This is a genomic window from Mageeibacillus indolicus UPII9-5 (genome assembly GCF_000025225.2).
In the GTDB taxonomy this organism is placed as follows: Bacteria; Bacillota; Clostridia; order Saccharofermentanales; family Fastidiosipilaceae; genus Mageeibacillus; species Mageeibacillus indolicus.
In genome coordinates this window covers 1,202,929-1,219,070 of sequence record NC_013895.2, presented here as the reverse complement: position 1 = coordinate 1,219,070, position 16,142 = coordinate 1,202,929, and the positions used below count along the sequence as shown (strand labels likewise).

Here is a 16,142-nt window from a genome sequence, read left to right as displayed (position 1 = left end):
TATGAAAACTTTAAACATACAAGATTATCACGGCGTTTGGGTTTTTGCTGAACAACGTGACGGCAAACTAACCCCGGTAGTGGCTGAGTTGCTGGGGGAAGGTCAAAAGTTGGCCAAAGAGATCGGAACAGAATTGGCCGCAGTTTTACTCGGCGACAAAAATGTCGATGAGCTGACTGCTGAATTAGCCGGCTGGGGTGCTGACAAAGTATACGTGGCACGCGATCCCCGTTTGCAGCAATACACTAATGATGCCTATGCCAAAGTAATTGGTGATGCTATTCAAGTATATAAACCGGAAATTGTCTTGCTCGGCGCAACACACATCGGCCGCGACCTTGGCCCTTGCTTGGCAGTCGATGTCAACACTGGTTTGACCGCAGACTGCACTAAGCTGGAAATTGATCCGAAAGATAAAAAATTACTCCAGACGCGTCCGGCTTTCGGCGGTAACCTGATGGCCACTATCATTTGCCAAGATAATCGGCCGCAAATGTCGACCGTTCGCCCCGGTGTCATGAGCAAAACTGAATTTGCTCCCGATAGAAAGGCGGAAGTTGTTGAACTGAAGGTTGATTTGACCCCGGCCAACTTGCGTTTAACGGTTGAAGAGGTAGTCAAAAATATCGGCAAACAGGTTTCTCTCGTCGACGCTAAATATATTGTCTCCGGCGGTATGGGCTTAGGCAATGCGGAAGGCTTTAAACTGTTGCAAAAATTGGCGGATCGGTTAGGCGGCACAATTGCGGCTTCCCGAGCGGCCGTAGACGCCGGTTGGATTGAACATTCATATCAAGTTGGGCAAACAGGTACAACCGTCAAGCCGGTTATTTACTTTGCCTGTGGTATCTCCGGCGCTATCCAGCATTTAGCTGGCATGAAGAGTTCGGATATAATCGTTGCCATCAATAAGAATGCCGAGGCACCTATTTTTGAAGTGGCCGATTACGGTATTGTAGGAGATTTGTACGCGGTGATTCCGGCGATAATTGATGCTATTGATCAACATGCCGCCAAACAAGCTGAATAATTTTTAAAATATAGGAGGTAGTAAAATGTCAAAGAAGCTATTAGAGGGAGTAAAGGTCGTGGAGCTTGCCAACTTTATAGCCGCTGCGACGGCCGGCCGTTTTTTTGCCGATCTGGGAGCTGATGTAATTAAAGTTGAAAGTTCGCGCGGTGATCCGTTGCGTTATACCGCACCTTCCGAAGGCCGTCCGCTCGACATGTTTGAGAACACGACTTGGGAGTTGGAAAATGCTAATAAACGTAATATTTCTATCAATACCAAGTCTGAGGAAGGTAAGGAAATTTTATTTAAACTGCTGGATGGTGCCGACATCTTGATCACCAACTGGCGGGTTGGTGCGTTACAAAGAGCCGGCCTTGACTATGAGTCACTGAAAACTCGCTTCCCTAAACTTGTCTATGGCATGGTCACCGGTTATGGTGAAAAGGGCCCGGACAAGGACTTGCCGGGATTTGACTTTACTGCCTTCTTTGCCCGTGGTGGATACTTGGAAATGTTGCGGCAACGTGATTCCGTGCCGATGAATGTTGTTCCTGGCGTCGGCGATCACAACGTAGGCTTGAATTTGGCAGCCGGCTTGCTGGCGGCTCTTTACCATGCCAAAATGACCGGTAAAGGTGAGAAAGTTGAAACGTCGTTGTTTGAAAGTGCGATTTTCAACATGGGCATGATGGTTCAGTCAGCTCAGTATACTGAAACCGGTGCGAAATATCCTATTAATATCCGTGAGGCCGACAACCCGCTTCTGGCCTGTTGGCACACCGCTGATGACCGTTACATTCAAACCTGCACACCGGATTACAACACGTATTACAAACGTTTCATAACTGCCATAGGCAGGGCGGATTTGGTTGACAGTGAGAGATATTTCCCGGTCCAAAACTTGCAAAAGAATAAGGCTTCAAGTGAAGTTTATGACATTGTCATGGCGGCATTCGGCACCAAGACGGTGGCGGAGTGGAGCAAAATTTTCACAGAGGCCGATATCCCCTTCAGCTTGGCGCAAAACTGGGAAGAAATTCTGGTGGACAAGCAAGCTTGGGCTAATGATTGTTTCTATAAGATGAAATACCCGAACGGCAACGAGCGCACTCTGGTGCATCAGCCGGTTAAATTTGAGGAGATGGGCGTGCCGAAATACGAACGTGGGCCGTTCATCGGTGAACAAAGTGCAGAAGTACTGGCCGAGCTGGGATATTCCGAAGCGGAAATCAATCGTATTAAGGCGGAAGGCGTAGTTTACTTCTGGAATCCGGATGACTTTAAAAAGTAAGAAGCTAGCGCATAGGCTGTTTGCTAAAAACTTGTAAAAGTCTACAAAAATATATACTGTTAGATCTATGGCGCAGTCCGGTTACCGGCTGCGCTTGTTTTTTGCGGAGGAGAAAAGTTAAATTGAAATATTAAACTGAAATATAAAAATGAAATATGATGCTGGCATGCTTGGTTTAAAATATGATAAAATGCCCATAGCGTATTTCTATAGTGTTATATTAGCTATATTGGTTATTATATTTTTGAGGGCAATTTTTTGTTCGCGACAGGAGGCGGCTATGAAAAAAACACTTGCACTCTTACTTATTACAGCTTTACTTTTCCAGCTAAGCTCTTGTACCGAAACGCCTGGAGGCTCCGCCCGCAGCGATAATCCGAGCAATCCGAGCAATCCGATCGCAATCAAACCTCACACCGATCCGGCTTTTGCTGTGAGCAAGGTCGCCGAATATAAAGGTCCGGCGGCTGTTCCGGCTTATGCGGTTGAGTCGGATCTAAAAAATATTTTCAATCTCAATCAGTTCCGCGCCGGCACCGATGAGCAGGGCGATTTTTATTTTGCCATCAATATTTTGCCCGATGCCGCCAAATATATTGAGCGCAACGGTTTTGTCGTCTTGCCGTCGCATAAAAGTACTTTTTACGATACTTATGAAACCAACCGTTATAATGCTGTACCGAGTTTCATCACGACTGACTCGGTGCTGCACACATTTTATTTGATGTACGACTATGTCCTGAAGGATGTGGAGCGGCAAACGTTGGATAAAACTTTGAAAGATTTGACCAGCTCAATGTTCAGAACCTCGGCCGAGCAGTATGAACGGCTGAAAGGTGGGAATTTTGCCAATGCCGCGCGGCGAAACCTAGCTTATTTTGCGGTGGCGTACAAACTTTTATTCCCGAATTTTGAGCCGCCGGAAGAGGTTGCCGAGACGGTTGCGCAAGAAATGAGTTTAATCGAAGCAGCCAACGGCATCGCGCCATCTCCGGTTGTCAATTTGGGTAGCAAGGCTAAAAGTGATACGGATCTCTACCAGCAGGATTACTCGCAGTTCAAGGTGCGGGGACATTATATCTTTTCCGAGGGAATGAAACGCTACTTTAAAGCGAACATGTGGTACGGGCAAGTTACATTTCGGGCTGCAGTTGAAGATGAGTTAAAATCATCTCTTTTGATGGCAGCAAATACCGTTAAACCGGAAATCAAAAAAATGTGGCAGACTATTTTTAATACAATCAACTTTTTTGTTGGTGAGTGCGATGATATAACCGCGCTTGATTATGAGTCTGCTTTGCGTGAAGTGTATCAAGGCGAAATGACGGAAGACAAGGTTACCGACAGTGGTAAATTGAGCAAGGCAATTAAACTAATCAACAAATTGCCGCCCCCAGCAGTTAATTCAGTTCCCATTTATAAGGAAGAAATTCAGCCGGATCAGGTAAAAGCCGTCAAAGGTTTTCGTTTTATGGGACAGCGATTCACCGTTGACGCGGCCATTTTTCAGAAACTTATGGATCGTGCCGTGAAAGGAAGGATGTTGCCTAAGGGTCTGGATATACCGGCGGCGCTTGGCTCAGCTGAGGCGGAAAAAATATTGAAACAAAACTTTGACGTAAAAAAATATCCTGCATATGCAGCTAATTTGAAGCTGTGCCGTGACTATATGCAAAATTTGAAGGAAGATGTATGGACCTCCAATCTGTATTGGTCGTGGATTAATATGCTGCGCCCGCTGGCCGATAATGCGGACCGGAAAGGCTTCCCGTTCTTCATGCAAAACGATGCCTGGCGACGCAAAGAGCTCACCACATTTTTGGCTAGTTGGACGGAATTGAAATATACTACGGCTCTTTACAGCAAACCGCCGATAGCTGAAATGGGTGGGGCAAGTGCTGGAAATATGCCACCGCCGGACGATCGGGGCTATGTTGAACCGAACCCGACCTTGTATAAGCGCATGGCCGCTTTGACACGGCAAACTGCTGCCGGACTTGAGGCTTTGGGACTAAGCACGGCTGAGTTGCAGACTCATTTCAACAAGCTTAACAATATCGCCGATCGTCTGGGTGATATAGCGACAAAAGAATTGGCCAACACGCCACGCAGTTTGGAAGAGTATGAATTTATCAGGCAGTACGGGGCGGAATTGGAGCATTTTTGGAAGACGGCCAAAAAAGATGAGATGGATAGTTTGGATTTGGATCCGGCCAGATTTCAGGAGTTCCATCCCGACGGGGTAGTAGCGGACGTGGCTACCGACCCGAACGGAGAAGTTTTGCAGGAAGCTACCGGCTTTGCCGATAATATCGTGGTCGCTTTTCCACGTGATGGCAAGGTGGTATTGGGGCGAGGAGCCGTGTACAGCCAGTTCGAGTTTACTGTGCCACTAAGTCAAAGGATGACGATTAATGAATGGCATAAATTACTGCGAGAAGCTTCGCAGACCGAACTGAACAAATATTATGCTGTATGGCAAGATTATGTCTGTACTAAAGAAAACTTGGTTCAATGAGTCGGTAAAATCCGCTGGCCGTTGGTTGTCTTTGGGCTTTGTTGTTGTTGTACAAAAATTTAATGCGCTGGTAAAGTGGAAACGATGGGTAGCCGGGTTGCTTATAGCGGTTATTGCTCTTGGCACGGCCGCCGGATTAGGTAGTTGCTTGACGTGCCGGCATGGCGAATATGGTGATACACTTGAATTTCGTGCTTTTTTTGCCGAGAAAAAAGCTCGGCCATTAGAAGTTGGCGGCATTAGTGTGAACAAAACAGGGGCCATCGGTCAGTTGACGGTTTCTTTGCATGACGGAGTGCTCAGGTTTGTCGGCGATAACGGTAAAGAAATTTGGCGAAGCAGCCCGTATTGGTTCGTGGATTCGTTTGCGTTACAGGATGTTAACGGCGACGGAGATATGGATTGTCTTTTTTCGTTGTGGAAGTCTTACAGCTTTTATGAAGGCAGCGGAAAGCCGGATTCTCCGGCGGTGAGAAATCATCTGTTTTTATACACGGTTCGCTGCGGCCGGCTTAAGCCGTTATGGTGTTCTTCCAATTTGCCACGTCCGCTTTACACCTGGTGTTTACGGCCAGGTAAGCCGGATCAAATAGCCTCGCAGGCAGTTTTGGAGACTGTTGAAGGGGAATATAAGAACGATTTTCATCGCACGGTGGGAGAATCACATACTTATTTTTGGTCCGGTTGGGGATTTACGGAGGATGATGGTCTTTATTTTTCTCGAGATAAGTCTATAGGTTAAAGATTGTTTGACGGTGATTATTTTTCAGCTGTGTTGCTTGAAGTTCGTTTCACTCTCTTGCGTTTGATATTAATTATAATAAAATGTAAAAATGTAAAAATTGTTGACATTTTTTTATGTAACATATCATATTATATATAACGTTGCGCATAGGAGGAAGCAGTATGAAAAAAGTTTTTGGAATTTGTTCGTCTTTATTGGCTCTTACGCTTGTTTTTGTCTCTCTTATGGGTGTTAATGTACATGCGCAAGAAACAGAAGGAACGCAAGACGCACAAGATGGAAATAAAGTTGTGACAAGCATTTTCAGCTCGGACGGCACGTTGGAAAGTGCTAAAACTTTAAAAGATAAACCTACAGGAAAAGTAGATGATAATAGTGTGGGTGAAATCATTCTTACCGCAGGTAAGTCTGTTAAATTCGGCGAAAAGGTTTTCTGGTTAATGGGAGGAAAAGCCACCGATAAGGGTAATATTAATACTTTTGTGACTGATGAAGTTGCTGTAGGTAAATTAAAATACGGTACGGTCACCTTTAGTACGTCAATTAGCGGTTGGTTTTTTGACGGTAAGTATCATGACTGCCAAAATAATCCTAGCGAAGTAGCAGGTTTAACCAAATATCTAGGTGATTCTCCTTCGGCTAATGCATCTGCTCAAGAGGTAAATTACGATTTTGCAAGTGGGAAGGGAAAGCCAATAATCTACTCATTTACAGGCAAAGAATCAACCAACGACAAATACATCTATTTGTACTACCATTATTCTATCCGTGGCAAGGCTGACAATGGACAGGAGATAACTCGCTTTGGTTACTTGGGCTACAAGATTAAAGTAATTCCTAAACCGCAACCGCAGCAGCCTAAAGAATATTCGGCGCATTTAAGTTATGACGCCAACGGCGGCAATTTTGAAGGAATTGGTCCTACCTTTGACGATAAGGCCGGCGCTCAGACTTCAGACAACGATAATAAAATGGTCCACGTAAACATAACGGATAAGTTGCCTACAAGGCAGGGTTATAAATTTGTCTTCTGGTATGACAAGGATGAATATCCAAAGACGAAAAACGCTTATAACAAAGACTGGGCGAAGACGGATACCACTCGATATAACGTAACTGGATTAAAACTACTTACGGCTCTGGACATGCAAACAAGTGAAAATGGTCAAACGAAAACTCTTACCGCACTCTGGGATAAAGAATACTGCCTTAAATATAATGCGGATGGCGGTAAAACAACTACAGCTGATCTTACCGGGACTTTTGGCGTAAATTTATACACACTTCAACCGAATACAGACTCGGGAACTATTAATGTGGCCGCAGCCGTTGAAAAAGACGGATTTGTGTTTAAGGGCTGGAAAGATCCAACTGCCGATAAAATTTATCAACCGGGAGACGAATTAAAAATTAGTTCTGATAACCCTGATATAACTTTGCAGGCTGTATGGGAAAAGAAATCTGACAATGTTCAGCCGGGACCGGGCGGCGACCATCATACTCCGGCAGCTTTTCCATGGTTAGCGCCGAATTACAGTTCTAACACACAGGCGCAGCTTGTTGCGGAGCAACCTACTAATGACCGCATGAATTTAGGAAAGCAGCAAGCAGTAAAACAGTCAAGAAAGCCACAGGCAGGTAAAATTGATAACACTATACCTAAAACCGGGGAGACCGACTCATATAGCACCATGCTTTCAGCATTAGGATTTTCTATTGTCCTGATTTCGGTTTGGATAAAAAGGAGAATTTTAGAAGCGAGTAAGTAATCTTGGCAGGTATCCAGCCTGTTGCATCCGCTTGTTCTATACAGGGGGCTGATAGGCAAATTAGCAAACTAATTCAGTGGGTTTTGTTGCCAAAAAAAGGCTGTGAGCTTGAACCGCTCACAGCCTTAATTTTATGCTGCTTTATGTCATTTTTTACAAATGTGAGGTTGGCACGGCGCGGGCGCGGGCGTAAAATTAAGTCGGTTTATTCGCACTTGATTTGTATGTTTATCTGGTTTTTACCCTGATTTTACCGCGAATCGGTTGTGCAACTTGCATAAATGGAGAAAAAGTGCGAAAATGCAACTGTAGTATTTTTCAAATTTTTTCAATGATTACCACCGATAAACAATGTCACCCGACAACAGGTAATTTATTCACAACAAGCGATTCAGCAGAAATGGATAAGGAAACGCAATGAAAAAATATATTTTAGCGATTGATCAGGGAACAACCAGCTCGCGTACAATAATATTTGATGATAAGGGTAAAATAGTTGCTCAGGCAAAAATACCTTTTAAACAGTATTATCCAGAGCCGGGCTATGTCGAGCATGATCCGGAAGAGATATATTTGACCGTATGTCAGTCGATACAGCTGGCTATGGCCAAAGAAAATATAACCGCCGCTGAAATCTTAGCCGTTTCGATAACTAACCAACGGGAGACCGTGGTCGTTTGGGACAAAAATACCGGCAAACCGGTTTATCCCGCCATTGTTTGGCAATGTCGCCGCACGGCCGATCTCTGCTATGAATTGGTAAAAAACGGTTGTGAAGATATGATCAGGGCGAAGACTGGTTTGGTGGCGGATGCTTATTTTTCTGGCAGCAAAATAAGATGGATTTTAGATAATGTACCGAATGTCAGAATAAGAGCTGAAAAAGGGGAGCTGCTGGCCGGTACGATTGATGCATGGTTGCTTTGGAAACTTACCGCCGGGACGGTGCATGCTACGGATTATAGCAATGCCGCCAGAACTATGCTTTTCAACATTCATTCTTTAACTTGGGACGATGAGCTTCTGTCGATGCTAGATATTCCACGCTGCCTTTTGCCTGAAGTTAAGCCTAATGCCCACATATTTGGCTATGTGCTTGATGAAAATTTCGGCGACACGGATTGGCGCGAAGTGCCGATTGCGGGGATGGCAGGAGACCAACAGGCGGCTTTGTTCGGGCAGGCGTGTTTTAATATAGGCACAATCAAATCAACCTATGGCACTGGCGGCTTTATTTTGGCTCAGACCGGGAAAACGCCTGTAAAATCACAGCATCGACTTTTGACTACCGTAGCGTGGAATGTTGGCGATGGGGTGCAATATGCTTTGGAAGGTTCAGTTTTTAATGCCGGATCTACTTTGCAGTGGCTGAAAGATGAGCTAGGCCTGATCCAGACAATGGATGAGGTTGAAATTTTGGCACGGCGGGCTGAGGGTCAGGGAAATCCGGTGATTGTGCCGGCCTTTACTGGACTCGGCGCTCCGTACTGGAATATGGAAGCTAGGGGGGCTATTTTTGGCCTTACCCGTGGGGTTAATCGCGCACAATTATGTAGGGCGGCTTTAGAATCAATTGCTTATCAGGTGGCCGATGTATATTCATGCATAAGCCGTGATTGTGTTGAGGCCGGGGTATGGAAAATCGGCGAAAAGCGGGTGATGCGGGTGGACGGCGGTGCGGCAGTCAGCGATATTATGCTGCAGTTGCAGGCTGATTTGATTGATGCGACGGTTGAACGTCCGCAAGTAGTTGAAACAACCGCGCTTGGTTCGGCCTTGATGGCCGGTTTAGGGGTAGGTCTTTGGCAAAATATTTCGGAAGTGGCCAAGTTGTGGCATCGCGACATTGCTTTTGTTCCTAAATGCACGGAAGCGAGACGAAATGAACTTATGCATGGCTGGCATCGGGCGGTGAATGCGGTGCTTTTTACCACAGATGAATGAGTTTAAAGTTGGTAACCGTAACTTCAGGAGAAAAGTATAGCTATTATAGATATATATGCTAATTATGATAGCTTTTTTGCATGCACATAGTGAATGTGCATAAGTTCTATAAATGAATATTGTGCAAATTTACAGTGGAGATCGGAAAAATTGAAGGTTATAATAAAAATATAAAGATGTTACGGAGGTGAAACAATGAAACGATTACTTAGTTCAGTTCAGATCAGATCAGTTATTTTGGCGTCCCTGTCAGTAGTTGCCTTATCCGCTGCCACCTTTTCGACACCGGTTGCATACGGCTATAACGCAAAAGTTCAGTATCAGACAGAGCTGCAAAAAAAGCTTGGCGTTACCGAGGGTATAAGCATTCGCAGTTGGTTGGCCGGCGACAAGAACTACAAGCCGCCCATGATCAACATTCCGGAAATATGTAAAAATATCTTGCCGATCAGGACGCTGACTTCAGACTATTACGGGGCTGACGGAGCGCAGGCCGCCGTTCAAATGTTGCTTAAATATCGTCGCGTTGATTTATCTCAAGAGCAGCTTGCGACTGAACTCAACGGGGCATATACTCAGGCAGCAATGAGCAAGCCAACTGACATAAGTAAGGTTAAAGAAAGCGTTAACAGTCATTTGTTCGGCTATGCCACGCCCGACAGCAATTATGATCCCGGATACTTCTTGTACAATATGAACAGTGAGACGGAGCCGAATCGTTTTCGCTCTATGCTTAAACAGAATGTAATTGACGGTTACCCGATTATTTATCACGTTGATGCCTCTTACCTTTATCCGGGGGCTACGGGATCAAAATATGTTTTAGGCATAGGTTACCGTATTGCTAAGCTAATGGATGATCAGACGCAGCAAAATAGTCCGGCCAATATCGGGCGCATATATTTCCTGGATCCTGACCAGTCTCGCCAAGACTTTTATTGGGGCGGTTTGAAATATATGGATATCAATGATTTTATCAAGGCTGTCCAACATAGCTACTCAGGTTGTTATATCGCTTAAAAATTGAAAAAAGTTTGACCCGGGTTCGGTCTTCGCCTTGCTCGGGTCATTTGTCTTATTATCCCTAAGCTATAGCTTTAGTCGTACTGTTTGCATTAAACAATCTGACTCTACATGCTTTAAGCGAGGTTCATCCATGAAAATATATATGCTCGTCTATAAGTGCGCGACAAAATCGGCGAAATTCTTTGCGTGTATATGCGTTGTAAGTATAACCATATCTTTATTGGCTAGCTTGGCCGGCTGCTCGAGCGAAAAACAACAAATGCCTGCACAAGAAGCCGCCGGAAAAATAGCAGAGAAGTCGGGACAGCGTGATAAGCAGACAGCTGAAAACAAAAGCTCTGATACGAAAAATGTAAATTTACCGGATAAAGTTGATATGGCGGCAAAATCACTTTTGGATGGCTTGGACTTTGAGCCTGGAATTGATCGCAATAAAGTTGCCGTTTACCTGCTAAGTCAAACAGGGTCAGCGATATGGCTTAAAGTTGACGAGTTATATAAATATCCGACTAATGAAACATTGAAATTGATAAAATATGATTTCAGCTCAGGTGCGGTCGAAAAAACAATTGATATAAAGAAACTCGGCTTAAACGGGGCGGAAATCAAAAGTGCCGTTGAAACTGACGATGCGGTTTGGCTCAGCGGCATTAGTGATCTGGCCGGCGAGGCCGGAATTAACGGCTTTATCGGGCGGTTTGACCTTGAGAAACAAAAAATAACCATCAATAAGGTTTCAGATGATAAGATATTTAACTTGATGTTTACCCCGGAACTATGGCGAAAAGGCCAACAAGTTATGGGAATTTGGTTGAGCAAAAAGAATACGCAGACAGAAATTTTACAGCTTAATAAAGACAATATAAAAACCTTAAAAACGCTTGCTGCTCGTCCGTTTATGCCGTCTTTGCTGAATTTGTCGTATAATGATACGGCTATTTTGAGCTATTTGAGTGCGGATGAGAAGTTGCATGGAATTTATCCGGCCGAAAATAAAGTGGAAGAATTATCTTATATTGATAAGCTCGATTTGAAACAAGGTGACAGACTGTTTCCTTGCGGTGATGATGCGATTCTCCTTGTCCCGAATGCACGGATGTTTTACTATGATTACTACTATGTAGATAGCAAAACGGAGAGCGTTTTTCCGATTCCTGAGCTTACTTCCCGCCTGGAAACTTTTTATAGCGTAACAGTCGCGTCTGATAGGCTTCTGTTGGTAGGCCGAGATTCTGAGTCGCATCAAGCATTATATTATATTTTAAAAATAAAAGTCAAAGTTAATGAAGGTTTGACCTATGAATTAAGTCAAATAAAGTTTGAAGGTTTGCAAGATTGTTTGACCCACGTTTTTGCGAAAATAGGTGATGATTTATATTTTTGTGGTCAAGATCGGCTGAACAAATCCCTACATTGGCGTAAGCTTGTGGCTTAGTCCTTAAGCTATTTGGTCAGTGCTGATGGCTCAATGCGTAGAGCTTAGTGACAAAGTTTATTTGCCACTAAGTTGCTGCGGCAGCGCAGCCGGGGTGATAGCTTTAGTTATCATTTATTGTATACGGTCGGTTCATTATTATATGGTTCGGCCGCCGCCGGGTCGAGCGGTAGAGCAACGGGCAGATTATGATTGCGACTGCTCAAATAAGCGGCAATTACCAGTTCCACCGCATTGTAGCCGTCTTTATCTCCGGCTAAAGCTCCGCGCCGCAGCGAGTAGGCTGCCGCCCCATTATCCTCACGGCAAAGATCAGCCATATCTGCATATATCCCTTGATGTGGATGCAGTACAATGCCCAGCCGCTCTTTAAATTTGCATTTTGAAGGCGACAAAACTTTTTTTATCAGTGCACCAACATAGTTCCTTCGCTTGGGTGCGCCATTCGCTGTGCCGGTAATTTTTAGCCAAGGACGGCCATTCTTCAGACTGACGGAAATTTCTCCGTGGGTGAAATAAAGGTTTATCTGAGCGGTAGGTGCCTTAGGATTGGTTGCTGTGCTGCTCCAAATTTGAAAAGTCGTGCCGTTTAGGCAATACCCTTGCATACAGGCGGTGTCTTCCGCTTCCAAATCGGTGTGGACAAATTTGCTTGTATAAGCTTGAACAGAGACCGGCCTACTGCCACTTAACCAGACGGCCAGATCGCAAGCGTGAATACCCTGATTCATTAAAGCTCCGCCGTCATTTTGCCAAGTACCACGCCAAGCTTGTCGGTAGTATGCAGCATCATGTCCCCAAGCAAGCTGACAGTTTATGTGCAGTAGACGGCCATATTTTTCTGCGACAATGTTTTGCTGCAAATCTGCCATTAGAGGAAAGTAACGATAAATATGACACATTACGATGTGACACTGATTTTGCTTCGCCAATTCGCATAATTCACGACATTCGGCAAGCTTTAAGGCCATCGGTTTTTCCAAAATAAGGTGGCAGTGATTGATTAAAGCTGCTTTGGCGGCAAAATAGTGTTCCCCGGAAGGCGTGGCAATGGCGAAAATCCGCGGCCAAGTTTTAATTGCTTCGATGGAAGTTAAAAATTCTACCTTTTCAGCGGCGACACTGCCGAGCACCCGGGTTACAATTGCTTTCGCACGCTCGGGACGGCGAGTTATGACCAAAACCAGACGAAAGGTCTTCAAACTTTTTATAGCGCGTAAGTGCTTAATACCTACCCGGCCGAGACCGATTAAGCCACAGGATATAGGAAAAGTAAAATCAGCTGTTTTAGACATGTGTTCGTACACCTCGCTTAACAGCTTACATGTTATTTGAAAACGGTACAAGTTATATTTTTATTTTTCTTCATACCCGTCCGCTTACTCCATACCCATACTATATTTGTCCTATATGTTTTGTTCCATCATATATTTGGGCAAAAATTAAATTCTGCTTTGCTTTGAACGCCTAATAAGTTAAAATATAAGTTACCATCTTCCGACATGTGGTTAATTTATAAGCGGCTTACGCGGACAGGATGTTAGCATGATCAGAGAGTCTAATCCGGAGAAATGGGAAGAAATGCAGGCCTTATCGGCTGAGGGTCAGTATATCCCGCTACGCAATATTTTAATTGAAATGCAACCAGCTGATATAGCGGAGTTTTTGGACAGTGTCGACACCACCAAAGCTGCGCTGATCTTTCGCACGCTACCTAAAGATATAGGTATAGAAGTATTTGCGTATTTTTCAGGTGAACTGCAGGAAAAGTTGGTGACGGCTTATAGTGATTTGGAAATGCAGGAGCTGATCGAAGAACTTTTTGTCGACGACTTGGTGGATTTTTTGGAAGAATTGCCGGCCACTGTCGCTAAGCGCGTCCTGCGTAACACGCCGCCGCAAAAGCGAGCCATCGTCAACAAGATATTACAATATCCGGAAGATTCTGCCGGCTCGAAAATGACTACCGAATATGTCCATTTGCGAAAGAAAATGACCGTAGCTGAGGCCTTGAAACGTTTACGCACCAAGGCTGACGAATTTGAAATGATCTATACTTGCTATGTCACCACTGCCGATCGAATTTTGGAAGGTGTGACGACGGTCAGAGAAATATTAGCCGCGTCCGACGACGCGATGATCGAAGATATAATGGAAACCAGCGTAGTTTCCGTTTATACTACAGATGATCAAGAAGTGGCGGCCAATGCCATCCAGCACTATGACCTGTTAGCTGTTCCGGTGGTAGATCAAGAGCGAAGACTTGTCGGTATTATCACGGTTGATGATGCGGTTGATGTTCTTCGCGATGAGACAACAGAAGATTTGTCCATCATGGCGGCCGTTCAGCCATCCGAAAAATCATATTTGAAAACCGGGGTTTTTGAACATGCTAAGCGGCGGTTGGGTTGGCTATTACTGCTGATGATCTCCGGCATGATCAACGGAAGTATACTACAACATTATGAGGCGGCGTTCCTGTCGCTGCCTCTGCTGGTAAGCTTTATTCCGATGCTGACCGACACCGGCGGGAATGCTGGATCCCAATCAAGCGGACTTATGATCCGTGGTATTGCCTTGGATGAGTTGAGTTATAAGGACATGGGCATCGTCCTGTGGACGGAACTGCGGGTTGCTTTGTTGGTCGGTGTTCCACTGTCAATGGTGAACTTTATCCGCATCTATTTTTTCTATAATCACAATGTGACTGTTGGTATTATTGTTTCTTTGGCGATGTTGTGTACGGTAATCGTTTCAAAACTGGTCGGCGGTGCTTTGCCGCTGCTGGCCAAACTTTGTAAGATGGATCCGGCTATCATGGCCACGCCTATAATTACGACTGTGGTGGACGCATTATCATTGATTGTTTACTTCAATGTAGCGGTTGCAATTTTGGGACAACCCTAGCACCCTTTTTTCCAAGCTCGCGGGGAGAATAGAAGAATTACCGGCAGTATTTCCAAACGTCCGATAATCATAGTTAAGGTTAGCAACAATTTGGGCCAAGTTGGGAAAAAGGCAAAGTTAGCACTCGGACCTACCGCATCTAACCCCGGACCGATGTTGTTCAAAGTGGCGGCAACTGAGCTCACGGCGGTTAACAAAGAATTGCAGTATGGACTTACCAAAAGAACGGCAGCGGCAAAAATAATTATATACAGCACGAAATAACTGTGAATTCCGTGAACCGTTTCAGCTGGCACCGGTTTGGCATTGAATTTTAAACGTACAATACGATTAGGGTTCAAAGTAGATTTAATTTCAGCACTGAAAGATTTGAAAATCAAGGCCACGCGAGATATCTTTAAACCGCCAGCTGTGGATCCGGCACAACTGCCGAAAAACATGAGCCCGAGCAAAATGACCTGTGCAAATAACGGCCAGGCACCAAAATTGACGGTGGCAAATCCCGTAGTCGATATGACCGAGCTGACCGTAAAAAACACATCACGGAACATCCGCCAATGATCTGTATAGCTGGACCAGAGGCTGCCAGAAATTAAAAGCACAGCAATACCGACAATGCTTAAGAACCAGCGCAGTTCTTCATCCTTGAAAACAGACTTAAACTGTTTTAAAAGAAGCAGATAATACAGGTTGAAATTTATTCCAAAAAGCAACATCCCAACACCTAAAACATATTCTATATATGGTGAGTGAAAAGATCCGACCCCGGCCGCGTAATTGCTGAAACCGCCGGTTCCCGCTGTCCCGAAAGCATGAATGCACGCGTCAAACAACGACATTCCGCCGGCCATGAGCAGAAGAATCAAAACCATGGTCATTGCCAAATATATTTGGTATAAAATACGTGAGGTGTCTTTGATTTTGGACAATAATTTATCGAAGGTAGGCCCTGGAACCTCGGCTTTCATCAGATAGATTGAGGAAGAGTGCCGTTCGTTAGCCGGCAAAATGGCCAGAATAAAGACTAAAACTCCCATTCCCCCGATGAGGTGAGTGAAACTGCGCCAAAAGGCCATGCTTTTTGGCAAGGCCTCCACATTTGTCAAAACACTTGCTCCGGTAGTGGTGAAGCCGCTGGCTGTTTCAAATAACGCGTCGACATAAGACGGGACGGCGCCGCTGAAATAGAAAGGCAACGCTCCGAAAATTGATAGTGCTAGCCACGACAGAGCACAAAGGATAAAACCTTCGCGTGCAAACATTTGTTTGTTTGTCGGCATTTTGATACGCAGTACTAGCCCGCCGAGCAAGGCTAAGACGATGCTTCCCGACAAGGCCAGCAGATTATGCCAACTTTCTTGGTAAAAAAGTGCTACGAACAGTGGAAAAACCATCAGTCCGGCGATTATCCATAACAATCGGCCCAACATAAGCCGAATAATTCCTAAGTTCATTCTTACTCCTAAGTTTTCCGCCCTTGCTGGCAGCTTTCAGA

General features: G+C 44.8%; 11 protein-coding genes. 9 read left to right on the top strand and 2 right to left on the bottom strand.

Annotated features, from left to right (window positions below; all coding sequences use genetic code 11):
* The first annotated feature begins 1 nt into the window (after position 1).
* From HMPREF0868_RS05390 to HMPREF0868_RS05350, 8 genes are all read left to right on the top strand, one after another.
* On the top strand, positions 2-1,030 hold the full coding sequence (locus HMPREF0868_RS05390) for an electron transfer flavoprotein subunit alpha/FixB family protein (RefSeq protein ID WP_012993698.1): 1,029 nt from the start codon (positions 2-4) through the stop codon (positions 1,028-1,030).
* Positions 1,031-1,055: 25 nt separating this feature from the next.
* Positions 1,056-2,303 carry a CaiB/BaiF CoA transferase family protein gene (locus HMPREF0868_RS05385; protein ID WP_012993697.1) on the top strand — a complete coding sequence of 416 codons (1,248 nt, stop codon included), beginning with the start codon at positions 1,056-1,058 and terminating at the stop codon, positions 2,301-2,303.
* 280 nt (positions 2,304-2,583) lie between these two features.
* Positions 2,584-4,821 (top strand): DUF3160 domain-containing protein, encoded by a 2,238-nt coding sequence (locus HMPREF0868_RS05380; RefSeq protein WP_049779011.1) that lies wholly within the window; start codon positions 2,584-2,586, stop codon positions 4,819-4,821.
* Positions 4,790-5,563 carry a hypothetical protein gene (locus HMPREF0868_RS05375; protein WP_041705699.1) on the top strand — a complete coding sequence of 258 codons (774 nt, stop codon included), beginning with the start codon at positions 4,790-4,792 and terminating at the stop codon, positions 5,561-5,563. The genes HMPREF0868_RS05380 and HMPREF0868_RS05375 overlap by 32 nt, the downstream gene beginning before the upstream one ends.
* Positions 5,564-5,727: 164 nt before the next feature.
* The gene (locus tag HMPREF0868_RS05370; RefSeq protein ID WP_012993694.1) at positions 5,728-7,335 is read left to right on the top strand and encodes an InlB B-repeat-containing protein; all 1,608 of its coding nucleotides are present in this window, start codon (positions 5,728-5,730) and stop codon (positions 7,333-7,335) included.
* Between the two features lie 417 nt (positions 7,336-7,752).
* The gene (glpK, locus tag HMPREF0868_RS05360) at positions 7,753-9,279 is read left to right on the top strand and encodes a glycerol kinase GlpK (protein ID WP_012993693.1); all 1,527 of its coding nucleotides are present in this window, start codon (positions 7,753-7,755) and stop codon (positions 9,277-9,279) included.
* Positions 9,280-9,474: 195 nt separating this feature from the next.
* Entirely contained in the window at positions 9,475-10,299 is an 825-nt protein-coding gene (locus tag HMPREF0868_RS05355) for a hypothetical protein (RefSeq protein WP_012993692.1), read from the top strand.
* 136 nt (positions 10,300-10,435) lie between these two features.
* A complete protein-coding gene (locus HMPREF0868_RS05350; protein WP_012993691.1) occupies positions 10,436-11,740 on the top strand; it encodes a hypothetical protein in 1,305 nt (434 codons plus the stop codon).
* A gap of 110 nt (positions 11,741-11,850) precedes the next feature.
* On the opposite strand, the gene HMPREF0868_RS07995 is transcribed toward HMPREF0868_RS05350, so the two are convergent.
* Positions 11,851-13,035, bottom strand: coding sequence for a Gfo/Idh/MocA family protein (locus HMPREF0868_RS07995; protein WP_012993690.1), 1,185 nt, complete (start codon positions 13,033-13,035; stop codon positions 11,851-11,853).
* 250 nt (positions 13,036-13,285) lie between these two features.
* Between HMPREF0868_RS07995 and mgtE the strand changes: the two genes are divergently transcribed.
* Entirely contained in the window at positions 13,286-14,647 is a 1,362-nt protein-coding gene (gene mgtE / locus HMPREF0868_RS05340) for a magnesium transporter (protein ID WP_012993688.1), read from the top strand.
* Here the strand turns inward: mgtE and HMPREF0868_RS05335 are convergent.
* On the bottom strand, positions 14,644-16,101 hold the full coding sequence (locus tag HMPREF0868_RS05335; RefSeq protein ID WP_012993687.1) for a TrkH family potassium uptake protein: 1,458 nt from the start codon (positions 16,099-16,101) through the stop codon (positions 14,644-14,646). The two genes, mgtE and HMPREF0868_RS05335, sit on opposite strands and share 4 nt — an antisense overlap.
* Between the last annotated feature and the right edge of the window lie 41 nt (positions 16,102-16,142).

Coding starts and splice junctions, on each gene's coding strand:
- HMPREF0868_RS05350 (WP_012993691.1), top strand. CDS start 10,436: ATGAAAATATATATGCTCGTCTATAAGTGCGCGACAAAATCGGCGAAA.
- HMPREF0868_RS05385 (WP_012993697.1), top strand. CDS start 1,056: ATGTCAAAGAAGCTATTAGAGGGAGTAAAGGTCGTGGAGCTTGCCAAC.
- HMPREF0868_RS05335 (WP_012993687.1), bottom strand. CDS start 16,101: ATGAACTTAGGAATTATTCGGCTTATGTTGGGCCGATTGTTATGGATA.
- HMPREF0868_RS05375 (WP_041705699.1), top strand. CDS start 4,790: ATGTCTGTACTAAAGAAAACTTGGTTCAATGAGTCGGTAAAATCCGCT.
- mgtE (WP_012993688.1), top strand. CDS start 13,286: ATGATCAGAGAGTCTAATCCGGAGAAATGGGAAGAAATGCAGGCCTTA.
- HMPREF0868_RS07995 (WP_012993690.1), bottom strand. CDS start 13,035: ATGTCTAAAACAGCTGATTTTACTTTTCCTATATCCTGTGGCTTAATC.
- glpK (WP_012993693.1), top strand. CDS start 7,753: ATGAAAAAATATATTTTAGCGATTGATCAGGGAACAACCAGCTCGCGT.
- HMPREF0868_RS05355 (WP_012993692.1), top strand. CDS start 9,475: ATGAAACGATTACTTAGTTCAGTTCAGATCAGATCAGTTATTTTGGCG.
- HMPREF0868_RS05390 (WP_012993698.1), top strand. CDS start 2: ATGAAAACTTTAAACATACAAGATTATCACGGCGTTTGGGTTTTTGCT.
- HMPREF0868_RS05370 (WP_012993694.1), top strand. CDS start 5,728: ATGAAAAAAGTTTTTGGAATTTGTTCGTCTTTATTGGCTCTTACGCTT.
- HMPREF0868_RS05380 (WP_049779011.1), top strand. CDS start 2,584: ATGAAAAAAACACTTGCACTCTTACTTATTACAGCTTTACTTTTCCAG.